This is a genomic window from Methylobacterium sp. SyP6R, from assembly GCF_019216885.1.
Taxonomy (GTDB): Bacteria; Pseudomonadota; Alphaproteobacteria; order Rhizobiales; family Beijerinckiaceae; genus Methylobacterium.
Map to the genome: position 1 here is coordinate 1,390,714 of NZ_JAAQRC020000001.1, position 13,310 is coordinate 1,404,023.

Sequence of the window (13,310 nt, forward strand, 5' to 3'; positions counted from 1 at the left end):
CCCTCTCATCGCGGCATTCGCGGTGGTGGCAGGCATTTGGGCGTCGTGGTCTCCACGGGCTTAAACCCGCGACGGCATCGGAATTCAGCAGGCACCCTTTCATGTCAAAATATGATAGAGTGGATTTTTAGAAGGTCTCCCGATGAACCGTCAAAATAATGCAGTGGTGTTTCTGGCCACGCTGATCTGCGCGGCTGTCCTCTCCAGCACCTGGTCGAGCGCCGGAGCGCGCCCGGCAGGTGCCAGGCACTCCACCGAGCGATCTGTCGATGGAGCCGCTTCCAAGTTCAAATTGGATCCCGCGAAAATCGAAGACCGCGCGAGAAAAAGAAGGGAGGCCGACCGCAGGCGCGACGAGCGCATGAACAAGCTCGGTGCCTCGATCTGCACGGGCTGCGGCGGTCCCGTCGTTCCCTTTGACCCAAGCGGAGGCGATCTGAGCATCAACGGCAGATCGAAACCGCAAAGGCGCTGAATGGTCGACAGGAGTTCGTCATGATGTGCGCAGCCGGGCAAGAGGCGGGCGGAAACCATGACGACACGCCATTGGCTTCGCGCGATGGATCGGCACCGATGGTCCGTAGCCGCTTGGGCGAGATCGGGTGCCAAGCCTGTATCGCGATCGAGGAGCGGGATGTCCCCGCTCGCCGACGCGCCACTTCGTGAGACCGAGGCGATCGTCGGACCATCGCTGCATGGGTTCGATGTCGCAGCCCGGATGGCAGCGTGACGGCCACGCCCACCTCCGGCTCGAAAGCCGGCTATCGGGTATCGGCCGCCTGCCGCCACCACGGGACGGCAAGGCACTCAGCCGGTCGTTCGAACCCGGGCGGGCTACCGTTTCACGCCGGGCTTGCCGTTCGCCACGACCTGGCCCTTCGTGCTCGGTGCCGCCGCGATGACTTTCGGGGTTTCCTTCTTCGGCTTCTTGGCTTCACGGTTTCCACGAGTTCGATCGCTAGTCATCTGGACTTCTCCGGTCAGATGTTGGGAGCCTGCGGGTCTTGCGCCTCGGGCTTGGTCGGCCCCGACAGACGCGCGAAGTCGGACAACACGGCGGTGACCATGCTCTGCAAGCGAGGATCATCGCAGGAGAGCGTCGCGGCAAACCTTTCGAGCAGATACTTCGCCTTGTCGGCGGCCTCCGGCCATGTCGTCGCCTCGGCCGCGAACAGGTGGGCTTCCAGGTCGTGCTGGCGCGCGACGAGGCCCGCACGTTGCGCTTTCACCGCAGCTCGCCTGCGGCGCACCTTCGTCGCCTTCTGGGCGGCCATGCCGCGCCGTTCGTCAAGCTCGATCGGACGATCCGTCATCCAGCCAACCCTCTGTGCTGCGTTGCTGGCTCTTCGCCGCCGGGATGCGAACGCGGGTGCTCCGAGGGACCCTCTCGGACCGCGGCCGACGGAGCCGCGGAAGGGGGCCATGGCCTTGACACCCTGATATGCGGGGCACTGGACCCACGCACGTACGTTCCTTGCGCGAACGAGGTTCAGGGACCAGGAATGGCCATGGCTGCCGGTAACGACGCCAAAGAATTCGGGTCACGCGTGGAGCTCGTGCCGATACCGCTGAGCAAGCGCTCAATCAGCATCGTCGCTTCATGGATCTGCATTGCCGCGCCTCTGATCGTCTCGAGACTGGCTCGCCCAGGCTCGTCGGCACTCCACCAGCGGCCATTGTCGATGGCTTGAAGCAGGCGGCCGATCCGTCTGTGATCCCGCTCGATTTGTTCGATAACCTCAGCACCGTAGGGCACGACTATCTCCTGGAATGAAACGATAGTGAGATCTGCTGCCAAAGGCGCACCGTGCGTTCATAGGATATTTGGCCGACAGCATGAGAGCGATCATAACCGCGACGGTTTCCCTGCATGCGTGCCAGTTTCAGCCGGCCGACGATCCTGTCGAGACGCCGCTCCTCGCGTGCAATCCTCGACAAGATGTCGCGTGCGCGATCGCAAAACACGTCCTTGGATTCGACTGTGGTTATTCGGTTCGCACTCGGCAGTGCTCCCGGACCTGATCCTTCTGACGTGCGACGATGCAGTTCGGCCCAGGCATTCAGGTGGCGCAGGAGCCTGATGTGATCGCGTTCCTCAAGCGCCTGTTCGATGCGCCAGCCGAGCAAACGGAGCCGCAGGTTGACGATGACGGCACGCAGGGTCGATCGACCGTAATCTGGGGAACGCTGCCGGCGAGAAGGAAAGTCGGTGGGCATGGCGCCCTCCGGTGCAGTCCTGGCCCATCGCCACGACACCAGTACGTATATGGTGTGCAGTGAGCGGATAGCAACTCAAATACGAAAATACTCAAAAAATCACCGCGCGGCCAATGAAGTTGTAGGCCATGAGAATTTTTCTTACCCCACGGCTGCTGGTCATCGAAGCTGAGCAATATGGACGTCGACGATCGCGCTTCTCCAGCGAGCCCGGGACGCTATCGACGCGCAAAGCGCGTTCGAGCGGACTCCGCTCGCCGCCGTGCCGACGGGCATGAGATCGCTCAGAGTATGTCCGGGAAGAATTTGTTTTTTCGGAGCGCGTTGCGGTTCGCGCTGACAGGCGTATGCTTGAGCGATGTGGACGCCTGAGAACCGCCAGCGGTACGACCGCAGCAAGCTTCGCTATCCCACTGATTTGACGGATGAGGAATGGGCGCTTGTTGCTCCCCTTCTCCCGCCGGCTCGACGCGGGGGAAACAAACGAACGGTTGATCTGCGCGAGGTGGTCAACGGCTTGATGTATGTCCTTGGAACGGGGTGCCAATGGCGCGCTATCCCAAAAGATCTACCGCCTCGCTCGACGGTGCATGGCTACTTCGATCTATGGGATTACGACGGAACTCTCCTGCGCATCCATCACACCCTCTACGTTCTCTGCCGCGAACAGGCAGGACGTGAGGCCAGCCCAACGGCAGCGATCATTGACAGCCAGAGCGTCAAGAGCGCGGAAAAAGGGGGCGCACGATCGACCCGTCCGGCTATGATGCGGGCAAGAAGATCAAAGGCAAGAAGCGCCATCTCCTCGTCGATACGCAAGGTCTGCTGATGCATGCTCTGGTGCATCCGGCCGACGTGCAGGATCGTGATGGCGGCGTATGGGTCATGGCGACGCTGTTTAGTCTCTACCCGTTCCTGCTGAAGCTGTATGCAGATGGCGGCTACCAGGGGCCGGTGTTCCGGGAGGCGTTGGAACGGGTCTGCCGGTCTGTGACGGTGGAAATCGTCAAGCGGTCGGATCAGGCGGTCGGGTTCGAGGTCCTGCCCAAGCGCTGGATCGTGGAGCGGACGATTGGTTGGCTCAATCGCTGCCGGCGGCTGGCGAAGGATTGGGAGTGCCGCACCCGCAAGGCGCTGGCTTTCCTGCGCCTTGCTTCCATCCGCATCATGCTCAGAAAACTCTGCCAACAATCAGCATGATCCCGGACAGACACTCAAGGTCGGCGACGATGCGAACGAACTCCGCTGCAATTGCAAGGAAATGGCATACAGATCCAAGGGCGCCTCAAGTTGCCAACTCATCGTGATCGATTAAATATTTCAATAAAATACTATATATTTTTCCCATTTAATAAAATCGCGATGCAGCCAAAAGTTCAGCAGGGACTGAAAGCAGCAGATCTGGCCATCTCGTGTTAGGTAATGCTGCCCTAGGTTAAAATCTCAGGCTGTGTCGATCAACCATTCCGCGCTAAGAATGAGAGAGGCTGCGAATAATGCCTGCCCTGTCTCGTCGCGCATCAGCACCGCAACCTGCCGGCTTTTACCCAGGCTCATTTCCTCACGCGCGATATCTGGCAGAATCCGGATGGCGGCATCGCGGGCAGCATGAGCGTTAGGAAACTCGGTTCCTATATCGTCGGGGATCATTTGGCCGTCTTGGATGTCGAAAAAGAAACGCGGCATCGCATGCTCCGCTCGTGTAACCCGGGAGCGCGCATGTCTCACAGCCGCCAAGGGGCAAAACAGGTGTTGGCGATGATGTGCCCTTATCTCGAAAGACATCGAGGTGCATTAACATAAAGCAAACCAAGCGGATCGCAGCCGCCGCCCCGCCTCTCACAAGACCAATGCGTGAAAATTTCTGCCCGACCATGGTCGTTTTAGCTCACTAAGCGCGTTGCGTTAAGCGAACCCACCTGCCGTGAGTGACAGTGGGCGTAGCGTTCAGCGTGGGAGACGAAAAACGATGCCCATCACATACGACGAAGAATGGAAACCCGGCTCCGACAAACATTCGAGCGTGAGGCAGGTTTATCGCGATGGGAAGCGGCTCGGCCGAGTGCGATCCTGGAAGGCAGAAGATCCTGGCGAGTTGACTGGCGAGTGGTTCACTGTCGAACGATGGGAGCAGGGTCTGCATGTTCCTCAGGAAGGCATGTATGTTGATTTCCAGGAGGCCCTGGAGCAGATCGCGCTCTACACTACAACACAATGAAAATAAGTATATATATAATCTTGCTGCCTATATGTCATCTAAGCATTATTATAATTTCGATGAAGTTTATTTTTGAAAAAATTCAGCAATTGATCTATTTGAGCTTCACTTTTTCACATTTGCAAATATCAGGCACGAAGGGTCCAAAACTATAAATTGCAATAAGTGGCCTAGTTCGCTCTAGTAGGTCGCGAGATCTTGCTATGCTTTCACGGGATGATTCGATTAGCCAGGTATCGTATTCCGAAGCTGTGAAGCTCTTGTGAGATGACATTGCCATGACAGCGCTCCTCGCGATGCAGGCGGGAGCGCACGTCTCTCTCGGCCACCAGCGCCTACAGGTTAAAACGGCTGGCGATGGCGGTATCCTGCGCCTGCATTGCGGATTATTCAAGTGAGGTGGCACAGAATATTTGTAAATAGATCAGAAAATTGAGTCCCTTTGGCATCTTGTTGGACAGTTCTATGACATGCAGCGAAAGCATCTCGGACTTCGTCAATCAGACGCGTGTCTTCCACATCACCTTGCGCCCTTCCAGCAGTAGTGGCGCGATTGAGGCGGGCGGCGAGGGGGCTGGATGAGAAAGCAGATCGGCACTCCATCCTCCCGCTGAGCCAGTACTGTCAAACTGCGCCGCTCCGGCCATAGCCCAGACGCGCATGCGAACTTATCTTGGACGCGTGGCTCGAGAAAACTCGCTCAAAAGAGATCGGTGACCCTCAAGGATAATCTGCTTTGTCTACGATCGAGCTCACGACCTCATTGCCGCGCACATTAATGATGAGGTGCAAGCGCTTCGTTGGAATGGCTTGGCGCTCTTACATCCCCGCGCCGCGTTCAAGAAGATTTTCTCTTTTGCACATTTGCTTGTTATCTAATGAATGCTAGCAGACGATATTTTGTATTTCATTCTTAGTTTTTTTAATATCATAATTACATAATCAGCAAGCATTTTATCTTCTACATCAGATGTTTCTTCTGTATCCATTACAAAACTAGCCATGCTGTTATCATCATCAATATCTTTGAACTCAATCCAAAGCAGATTGTGACCGCAAGGAAAATTCTTGATCTGTTGTAGCACCATGATCGCGATCTGCGGCCACGTTTTCCATTCGCGTTGCATGCGCTCGTTCCGGAGGCGGCAGACACTGCTGCTCCACCGCAGGCCCGCAGTCAAATAAAAAATGCTACCTTCCTGCAATCACACCCTTATGCCGCACCCTCGATCGCCGATATTCGCCATCAAACAGAGGGCAAGGAATCGAACTAATGTCATTTAGGATCAAATTTTTTACTTACGAATGTCGATATATTATTTTCCAAAACTACACTTGCGATGGTCGTAAATCTCGCTGTTGAACCCCTCTTCGAGCACAATACAGGTGAGCTCGACACGCCTGTCATCAAGCTGGAGCAAATCTATCGAGCAGGTGTTGCGTGGTGCGATGGGCAATCGCAGCCCACTCAGAACGGAGACCGCCAAGATTCTAAATCTCTGGCGGCCTTTGTGCTGCCGGAACCGGACTAGCACCCGAACATTGACCCAGCAGTCACACCAGCCTGCCGCCTCATGGCCGCTCGGCTGGCGTCACCGGCGGGCCGGGTCTCCGTGACGGGGAAAACGCTTCCGGTCCGCCGCGCGGTCGGCGTTCTGCCTAAGTCGTGTTCAATTTTGGACAAGCTAGATTTTCCCGCAGGACGCAGGTCCGGTGCGTGATATGTGACCACCCGCACCTGCAGAGAGTTTCCCGCCTCGGCAATGATTGGTGGTAATACGCTGCAAACTCGACTTGTCTCGATCGCGAGGATCACCGGTTCCGGCAGCGGCCGCGTGATGAGGACTTGCTCGCCCGCGTTTCGTCGCATTGATGGTGCCGACGGTAGCCCGCCGCAACCACGACACGGCCAATATTCAGGATACCAACCTGGCGGCGCGCTGCCAGCGCTGTCACATGTTGCGCAATCGCGATAAGCATCAGAGCTGCCACTGGCTCACTCTGTTTCGGCGCAAAGCCATGGGTGACATGTACAGGGACGCTACCGACTTGCCTCAACTCGGCCGAGCCGACTCGATCACTCCGGTGGCGGCTCCTGGTCAAAACGTTAGGAACGGGACATTCATCAGTGCCAAGGTAGCTATGGCGGAGGAACGTGGCGAGGGAACATGTCAGACAGCCAACGAGAAGCGGTGCGCCAGAAGGCGCTCGCTGAGATCGCGCTGCTCGACACGGCCCCGGAACGCGAGTTCGACGCTCTGGCGAAGCTCGCTCAGCGCATGCTCGGCACCCGCATGTCCTCGATCACGCTCATCGACCCTGAACGGCAATGGTTCAAGGCGCGATGCGGTCCCTTGGCGTCCGAGACGCCTCGTGCCGGAGCATTTTGCCCGGTTGTCTTCGAGACCGAAGCACCTTTGACCGTGGCCGATGCTCGACTCGATCCACGCTTCGCGTCGAGTCCGTTTGTCATTGGCGCCCCTAACATCTGCTACTATGCCGGGGTGCCCGTCCGGGTCATGCAGACCGGCGGTGATGCGGTCGTCGTCGGCACCCTCTGCGTGCTGGACGATAAGCCTCGTGAACCCTGCGCCTCTGATGTGGAGGTTCTCTCGGAACTGGCCTGCATGGCCGAAGCGCTTCTTGAGGCGAGAATGGCCGCGTTACATGCGGCCGAAGCGGCCGAGGATAGACGCCTGACCGTCGAGCACCTCGAGCGCGAGCGGCGGCAGTTCAAACAGGCGGAGCGCATGGCCGTGATGGGCTCCTGGCGCTACGATCTCGGACTCCGCGCCGCGACCTGGTCAGACGGCATCTTCGCGATCCATGAGCTGCCCGTGAGCGGCGGTGTGCCGAATGACGAGATTATGAGCTTCTTTCCGGAGCCGGATAGAAGCGCGTTTCTTGCCGCGGTGATGCGCACGCTCAACACGGGTCTGCCCTTCGAGCTGGATGCTGACTTGATGACGGCAAAGGGCAACCGCCGACGAGTTCGCTGCCTCGCGGAGATCGAGGTGTCGAAGGGAAGGCCTGTCGCGCTGATGGGCCTGCTTCAGGATATCACCGAGCAGTATCATATGGAGCAAAAGCTACGACAGACCGCTCGCACCGACGATCTTACTCAGCTATCCAACCGGGCGGAGTTCAACCGGGTTTTGGACAGCCGCCTGCGGGAAGCCGACGCCAGGAATACGGAATTTGCGGTGCTGTTGATCGATCTCGATGGCTTCAAGGATGTGAACGACGCTTTGGGGCACGCCGCAGGCGACGAAGTGCTGCGCCGCGTGGCGGACCAGCTCCGTGCCGAGTACCTGAGTTCGTGTGTTCCGGCACGGCTTGGAGGCGACGAGTTCGCCGTTCTGGTCCCGCCGACGGTGGGTCGAGGAGCCATTGAGGCCCTGGTGCAAAGGCTGCTTCACAGCCTCCGCATCGTGGCGGATGGGCCTGGGCAAATTGCGAGCGTCACGGGGACGATCGGGGTCGCCTGGTCTGGTGGGGAAGCGCGGAGCCGAACAGAACTCCTTCGTAACGCAGATACGGCTCTCTACGAGGCCAAGCGCACGTGCAAGGGTACCGCCTGCACCTATTCGGGGGCATCAGATCGCCACACCGCCGGCTGAACAAGGGCGTCAAACGGTATCCAAACGGGGTTCATCCGCACTTTCAGTGCTGATGACTCGCCGTCCGATTGACTGCCGTCGGTCTCGGTGGAGATCAGGAACTGTGCGACCTATCGTACGACCTTGATCAGAGGTCCGAAAGTCGGTGCATCACCGTCCGGCCGGGCAGAGGAGGGGCGGATGTCGTCTCTCCTGCCGGCGCGCATAGCATCACAGGTCCCGGTTCGTCTCCATTCCCTGAGCAGGTCAGAGGCGTCCTGGGCGGTGGCCCTGGACGCCGCCTTCGTCGGTTTCGTCGGGGCATCGGTTCGCCCCGGGGCCGGGGCTAGCCCATGACCTGTGCGGCGATGCCGTTGAGGGCCTTGACGATATCGTCCGGCGGGTATGGCTTGGCGAAGAACAGGCCATTGTCGGGCAAATCCTCCTTCGTCACCTTGCGCCGCCCCGACGTGACCATGATGGCGACCGGGGGCCAGCGCTCCCGCACGGCGTGGGCCAGCTTCAAGCCGTCCATCGAGCCCTCCATCTCGATGTCGGTGAACAGGACGCGGATCTCGGAATGGCGTTCGAGGAGTTGGATGGCCTGGTCGGCGTTCCGTGCCTCATAGGTCGTGAAGCCCGCCTCGATGCAGAGGTCGACGGCCTCGGCCCGAAGCAGGGCGTCGTCCTCGACGACGAGGACGGCGACGTCGGCCGGATTGAAGGACTGTCCCATTATGCAACCCGAACCATCATGCCTCGACCGCGATGCTGCCGGGCACGCCCGTCAGCCTGAACCTGATGCCTGCCGGGTCGAAATCCAGGTGGCCCTCCCCCTCGAAATAGGCTGCCACGATCCGTTCGATTAACTTGGAGCCGAAGCCCCGGCTCCCGGGCGGGACGACGGGAGGCCCGCCGGTCTCGACCCAATCGAAGGCGAACGCGCCATCCTCGAACCGCCACGACATCGCGACGCGGCCGGCCTCGTTCGACAGGGCGCCGTACTTGACCGCGTTGGTCGCCAACTCGTGGACCGCGAGCGAGAGGCCGAGCGCCCGCTGCGAGGTGAGGATCAGGGGCGGGCCGGACCAGGAGATGCGATCCCCGACGACTCGGTACGGGTCGATGGCGGCCGCGACGACGTCATGGATGTCGGCCTCTGTGAAGTTCGATCGGGTGAGGATGTCCTGCGCCCGGCCGAGGGCGGACAGGCGCTGTCCCACCGCCGCGCGGGCCTCTTCCATCGACTTCGCTTGGCGCAGCGTCTGGGTGACGATGGCCTGCACCATGGCGAGCGAGTTCTTCATGCGATGGGCCAGTTCCTGAGCCAGCACTGCGCGCGCCTCCTCCGCCACCTTCAGGTCGGTGATGTCGCGCGAGATCGACAGGATGCGCTCGGGCTTCCCATCCGCTCCCACGATCGGGGAGACCTGCACGTCCCAATACCGGCGGTTGCCCTTCATCGTGTCGGCGTAGCCCTGGAATCCGGACGCAACGCCCGCCCTGGCCGCGGCAACGGCTTCCTTGGCGGCGAGGTTGCCCTCGCCTTCCCAGAAGCTCGGCCAGGGACACCCGGCGACGGCGTTGAAGTCAGAGACATCCATGACGCGCTTGCCGCCCTCGCTCATGTAGGTGAGCCTGGCGTCGAGGTCGAGCACCTTGATACAGTCGCTGGAGGCGGCGAGCACCCCGCGCATGAAGGATTCGCTCTCGCGCAACTGCTCCAAGGCGCGATGCCTCGCGGTCGCGTCGGCGGCCATGCCGAACCATTCCGTGACGCGGCCCTCGCCGTCTCTCACGGGGACCGCGCGTGAGAAGATCCAGCCCGTGCTCCCGTCGGCGAGGCGCACCCGGTGCTCCATCTCGAAGGGCTCGGTCCGCGCGACCGCCGTCGCGATCCTGTCGCTGACGTCGGTCCGGTCCTCCGGGAGCAGGTATTCGTCCATCCAGCGCACGCTCGGCGCGTCGGCATCGGTGATGAAGCCGCGACCCTGCAAGGTGCGCATCTCCTGCCAATCCGGGCTCATCGAGTACAGGCTGTCCGAACTCGCCTCGACCAGCGCCGCCAACCGCTTCTCGCTCGCGCGCAACCGTTCAACGGCCGCGTCGCGCTCCCGCTGCGCGACGACCCGGGCCGTGCAGTCGGATGTCACGTTGAGCAGGCCGACGACTTCGCCTCGCTCGTCGCCAACGGGCGAATAGGCGAAGTCGTACCAGACCTGCTCCTCGAAGCCATTGCGCATCATCGTGAGGGGCTGGTCGCGGAACGCGCAGCTTTCCCCTCGGAAGGTTCGGTCGATCAGGGGAACGAGGTCGTCCCACAGTTCCGGCCATACGTCCTCGGTCCGGAGGCCCAGGGCGCTGGGGTGGCGCGCTCCCAGAATCTCGGCATAGCCGTCGTTGTAGAGGAAGATGCGCTCAGGTCCCCACATGACGCACATCGGGTGCAGCGACGCGAGCATCAGGTCGACCGTGGTACGCAAAACCGCGGGCCAGGTCTACCGCTTCCCCAAAGGCGTCGACGCCCAGTCGTAAAGACGGAAAAGGTCCGCCATCCGCAGTGAACCGGTCCGTCCAGCTTCCGTGCCAAGCTTGGCGTGTCGCATCATGCCTCGTCTCGCGAGATACCCCGTTCGGCGAGCGACCCGCCTGCACCATCTCTAGACGGTCACCGGCGCGCCAGGAAGGGAGGTGCGCCCACCTCTTCGTGAGGCGGGCTGCCCGGACTCGGCGACATGCCAACGCTTCCATGCCCCGGCGATCTCCCGGAGAAGGGCTTCGAGAATCCCTGCCGGCGCGACAAGGTCTCGGACGCGATGCGGCACAGGAAGGCCGCCCAAGGTCAAAACCCAACTCGCTTGACTGTAAGAGGGTCTACTCCCGACCGTTCGGGCTTTTGGGGTGCCCGCTTCGCGGCCATCCCGCCGCACTCCTCCTTCCGGGTCCGGGGTGTCCGGTTGGCAACCTTTGACGGTCTCGCCCGAGCGTGACAGACCGTTGGCATGCCGAACACGCAGACCCGCAACGTCTCCCTGGCGACCGAGTTGACCGCCTCCATCAACGCTCAGGTCGCATCGGGTGACCACTCGAACGCGAACGAGGTGGCGCGAGCCGGACTGCGCCTTCTCATCGAGGGTGACCATGCGCCGACCACGGATGGGCGCCCGGCAGTCCACGAAGCGGCCCGTGCAGACGATCGTCCGGGTCGCTGATCGATGGCCGACCCTCGACCTGCCTCGACGCTCCTTCAAGGCTTCCTCACCGACGTCGTCGCGGTCGAGAGCATCGCGGCCGTGCCCACGATCCTCGACGTGGTGTGCCAAACCACCGGAATGGGGTTCGCTGCCATCGCGCGCGTCACCGATGACCGCTGGGTCGCCTGCGCCGTCAAGGATGACATCGCCTTCGGCCTCAAGCCTGGCGGTGAGTTGAGCCTCGAGACGACCATCTGCCACGAGATCCGGCAGAGCGGCACCGCGGTCGTGATCGACCACGTGGCCGAGGACCCGGCCTTCTGCGGCCACCACACGCCCGCCCGCTACGGATTTCAGAGCTACATCTCGATGCCCATCGTGCTGCCCGACGGCACGTTCTTCGGCACGCTCTGCGCCATCGACCCCAAGCCCGCCAAGCTGAACACGCCTGCCATCGTCGGCATGTTCAAGATGTTTGCCGACCTGATCGGCTTCCACCTCGATGCCAACCAGCGCCTCGCCTCGCGCACCGCCGAGCGCGACCTGTACGAGAACATCGTCCAGTCCGACACCGCGCCGATCTGCGTCTTCGACACGGAGTATCGGCTGATCGCCTTCAACAAGGCCCACAACGACGAGTTTTTCCGCGTCAACGGCTTCACCACGAAGGTCGGCGACATCTTCCCCGACCTGTTCATCCCCGAGCAAGCCGCCGTGATGCGCGCCAATATGGCCCGGGCGCTGGCCGGTGAAGCGTACAAGGTCGAGGCCGTCTTCGGCCGGGCCGAGTTCGGCCAGCCATGCTGGGAGATCACCTACACGCCCCTGCGCGATGCGGCGGGCAAGGTTTTCGGCGCCTTCCACCAAGCTCACGACATCAGCGCGCGGCTCAGGGCGGAAGCTGAGCTTCAGGATGCGCAGGACGTGTTGCGGCAGTCGCAGAAGCTGGAGGTTATCGGCCAGCTCACCGGCGGCGTGGCGCACGACTTCAACAATCTCCTCACGGTCATCAAGTCCTCCACCGACCTCCTGAAGCGCCCGGATCTCGCAGAGGCACGGCGCGGCCGCTACATCGAGGCGATCTCCGACACGGTGGATCGCGCCGCGAAGCTGACCGGCCAGCTCCTCGCCTTCGCACGGCGGCAGACACTCCAACCCAAGGTGTTCGCAGCCTGCGACAGCGTGCGGGTACTCTCCGAAATGCTAGGCACGCTCACCGGCTCGCGCATCAGGGTCGTGACCGAGCTGCCGGAGAACGACTGCTTCGTGAACGCTGACCCGAACCAGTTCGACACGGCGCTGGTGAACATGGCCGTGAATGCGCGCGACGCGATGGAGGGCGAGGGGCAACTCATCGTTCGCGTGCGGGCCGTCGAGCGGATGCCGCCCGTGCGCGCCCACCCTGCGGTGGATGGACCGTTCGTGGCGGTGTCGATCAGCGATACCGGCATCGGCATGACACCGGAGACGCTGGGGCGGATCTTCGAGCCGTTCTTCACCACCAAGGCGGTCGGGCAGGGCACCGGCCTTGGGCTCAGCCAGGTGTTCGGCTTCGCCAAGCAGTCACAGGGCGAGGTCGTGGTGGAGAGCGTGGTCGGGCAAGGTACGACCTTCACACTCTATCTTCCCCGCGTGGGTGGCGCGATCCAGGCCCCGGAACGGGGCGAGCGGACGCCCGTGGTGGATGGCCATGGCACCTGCGTGCTTGTGGTCGAGGACAACGTCGAGGTGGGCACGTTCGCCACGCAGGCTCTGGCCGAACTTGGCTTTGCCACGGTCTGGGCGGCCGATGCCGGGGAAGCTCTGGCGGAGCTGGCCGACGACGCGGGTCGGTTCGACGTGGTGTTCACGGACGTGATGATGCCCGGCATGAACGGCGTTGATCTCGCCCGTGAGATCGGGCGGCGTCATCCCGGTTTGCCCGTCATCCTGACCTCCGGCTACAGCCACGTTCTGGCCCAGACCGGCACCGGCGGGTTCGAACTTCTGCAGAAACCCTACTCGGTCGAACAGCTCTCGCGCACCTTGCAGGCGGTCGCCAGGCTCGACCACCCCAATCGCATCGGCGACGAGTAGCGTCCG

General features: G+C 61.6%; 13 protein-coding genes. 6 read left to right on the forward strand and 7 right to left on the reverse strand.

Annotated elements, in window-relative coordinates; all coding sequences use genetic code 11:
- Positions 1–142: 142 nt before the first annotated feature.
- Positions 143–475, forward strand: coding sequence for a hypothetical protein (locus tag HBB12_RS06270; protein ID WP_236988553.1), 333 nt, complete (start codon positions 143–145; stop codon positions 473–475).
- 505 nt (positions 476–980) lie between these two features.
- Here the strand turns inward: HBB12_RS06270 and HBB12_RS06275 are convergent.
- The 3 genes from HBB12_RS06275 to HBB12_RS06285 all read right to left on the reverse strand — a co-directional run bounded on the left by HBB12_RS06275 (position 981) and on the right by HBB12_RS06285 (position 2,217).
- Positions 981–1,313 (reverse strand): hypothetical protein, encoded by a 333-nt coding sequence (locus HBB12_RS06275; protein WP_135414726.1) that lies wholly within the window; start codon positions 1,311–1,313, stop codon positions 981–983.
- Between the two features lie 176 nt (positions 1,314–1,489).
- Positions 1,490–1,756, reverse strand: a complete 267-nt coding sequence (locus HBB12_RS06280) for a hypothetical protein (RefSeq protein ID WP_236988554.1) — start codon at positions 1,754–1,756, stop codon at positions 1,490–1,492.
- Positions 1,757–1,758: 2 nt separating this feature from the next.
- Entirely contained in the window at positions 1,759–2,217 is a 459-nt protein-coding gene (locus HBB12_RS06285; RefSeq protein ID WP_236988555.1) for a hypothetical protein, read from the reverse strand.
- 358 nt (positions 2,218–2,575) lie between these two features.
- Here HBB12_RS06285 and HBB12_RS06290 point away from each other — a divergent pair.
- A protein-coding gene (locus HBB12_RS06290; protein ID WP_442919232.1) for an IS5 family transposase occupies positions 2,576–3,417 on the forward strand; the annotation gives its coding sequence in 2 pieces (ribosomal slippage) (positions 2,576–2,966 and positions 2,966–3,417; 843 coding nt in all).
- 243 nt (positions 3,418–3,660) lie between these two features.
- Here the strand turns inward: HBB12_RS06290 and HBB12_RS06295 are convergent.
- A complete protein-coding gene (locus HBB12_RS06295) occupies positions 3,661–3,903 on the reverse strand; it encodes a DUF6894 family protein (RefSeq protein ID WP_236988556.1) in 243 nt (80 codons plus the stop codon).
- A 283-nt stretch (positions 3,904–4,186) separates the two neighbouring features.
- On the opposite strand from HBB12_RS06295, the gene HBB12_RS06300 reads away from it, so the two are divergent.
- Positions 4,187–4,435 carry a hypothetical protein gene (locus HBB12_RS06300; protein WP_236988557.1) on the forward strand — a complete coding sequence of 83 codons (249 nt, stop codon included), beginning with the start codon at positions 4,187–4,189 and terminating at the stop codon, positions 4,433–4,435.
- Between the two features lie 875 nt (positions 4,436–5,310).
- On the opposite strand, the gene HBB12_RS06305 is transcribed toward HBB12_RS06300, so the two are convergent.
- Positions 5,311–5,562 (reverse strand): hypothetical protein, encoded by a 252-nt coding sequence (locus HBB12_RS06305; protein ID WP_236988558.1) that lies wholly within the window; start codon positions 5,560–5,562, stop codon positions 5,311–5,313.
- Positions 5,563–6,603: 1,041 nt separating this feature from the next.
- On the opposite strand from HBB12_RS06305, the gene HBB12_RS06310 reads away from it, so the two are divergent.
- The gene (locus HBB12_RS06310; RefSeq protein ID WP_236988559.1) at positions 6,604–8,055 is read left to right on the forward strand and encodes a sensor domain-containing diguanylate cyclase; all 1,452 of its coding nucleotides are present in this window, start codon (positions 6,604–6,606) and stop codon (positions 8,053–8,055) included.
- Positions 8,056–8,380: 325 nt separating this feature from the next.
- On the opposite strand, the gene HBB12_RS06315 is transcribed toward HBB12_RS06310, so the two are convergent.
- Together HBB12_RS06315 and HBB12_RS06320 are read right to left on the reverse strand one after the other, a co-directional pair.
- Complete coding sequence (locus tag HBB12_RS06315; RefSeq protein ID WP_236988560.1) at positions 8,381–8,770, reverse strand: response regulator; 390 nt, start codon at positions 8,768–8,770, stop codon at positions 8,381–8,383.
- Between the two features lie 16 nt (positions 8,771–8,786).
- The gene (locus HBB12_RS06320; protein WP_236988561.1) at positions 8,787–10,496 is read right to left on the reverse strand and encodes a PAS domain-containing HWE histidine kinase family protein; all 1,710 of its coding nucleotides are present in this window, start codon (positions 10,494–10,496) and stop codon (positions 8,787–8,789) included.
- Positions 10,497–11,036: 540 nt separating this feature from the next.
- Here HBB12_RS06320 and HBB12_RS06325 point away from each other — a divergent pair.
- Positions 11,037–11,246: a ribbon-helix-helix domain-containing protein gene (locus tag HBB12_RS06325; RefSeq protein ID WP_236988562.1), complete on the forward strand. Its 210-nt coding sequence runs from the start codon at positions 11,037–11,039 to the stop codon at positions 11,244–11,246.
- A gap of 3 nt (positions 11,247–11,249) precedes the next feature.
- Positions 11,250–13,304 (forward strand): ATP-binding protein, encoded by a 2,055-nt coding sequence (locus HBB12_RS06330; RefSeq protein WP_236988563.1) that lies wholly within the window; start codon positions 11,250–11,252, stop codon positions 13,302–13,304.
- Positions 13,305–13,310 lie beyond the last annotated feature (6 nt).

Excerpts from the sequence above, each read along its gene's own strand:
- HBB12_RS06270 (WP_236988553.1), top strand. The coding sequence starts at position 143 with ATGAACCGTCAAAATAATGCAGTGGTGTTTCTGGCCACGCTGATCTGC.
- HBB12_RS06275 (WP_135414726.1), bottom strand. The coding sequence starts at position 1,313 with ATGACGGATCGTCCGATCGAGCTTGACGAACGGCGCGGCATGGCCGCC.
- HBB12_RS06285 (WP_236988555.1), bottom strand. The coding sequence starts at position 2,217 with ATGCCCACCGACTTTCCTTCTCGCCGGCAGCGTTCCCCAGATTACGGT.
- HBB12_RS06295 (WP_236988556.1), bottom strand. The coding sequence starts at position 3,903 with ATGCCGCGTTTCTTTTTCGACATCCAAGACGGCCAAATGATCCCCGAC.
- HBB12_RS06300 (WP_236988557.1), top strand. The coding sequence starts at position 4,187 with ATGCCCATCACATACGACGAAGAATGGAAACCCGGCTCCGACAAACAT.
- HBB12_RS06305 (WP_236988558.1), bottom strand. The coding sequence starts at position 5,562 with ATGCAACGCGAATGGAAAACGTGGCCGCAGATCGCGATCATGGTGCTA.
- HBB12_RS06310 (WP_236988559.1), top strand. The coding sequence starts at position 6,604 with ATGTCAGACAGCCAACGAGAAGCGGTGCGCCAGAAGGCGCTCGCTGAG.
- HBB12_RS06315 (WP_236988560.1), bottom strand. The coding sequence starts at position 8,770 with ATGGGACAGTCCTTCAATCCGGCCGACGTCGCCGTCCTCGTCGTCGAG.
- HBB12_RS06320 (WP_236988561.1), bottom strand. The coding sequence starts at position 10,496 with ATGCTCGCGTCGCTGCACCCGATGTGCGTCATGTGGGGACCTGAGCGC.
- HBB12_RS06325 (WP_236988562.1), top strand. The coding sequence starts at position 11,037 with ATGCCGAACACGCAGACCCGCAACGTCTCCCTGGCGACCGAGTTGACC.
- HBB12_RS06330 (WP_236988563.1), top strand. The coding sequence starts at position 11,250 with ATGGCCGACCCTCGACCTGCCTCGACGCTCCTTCAAGGCTTCCTCACC.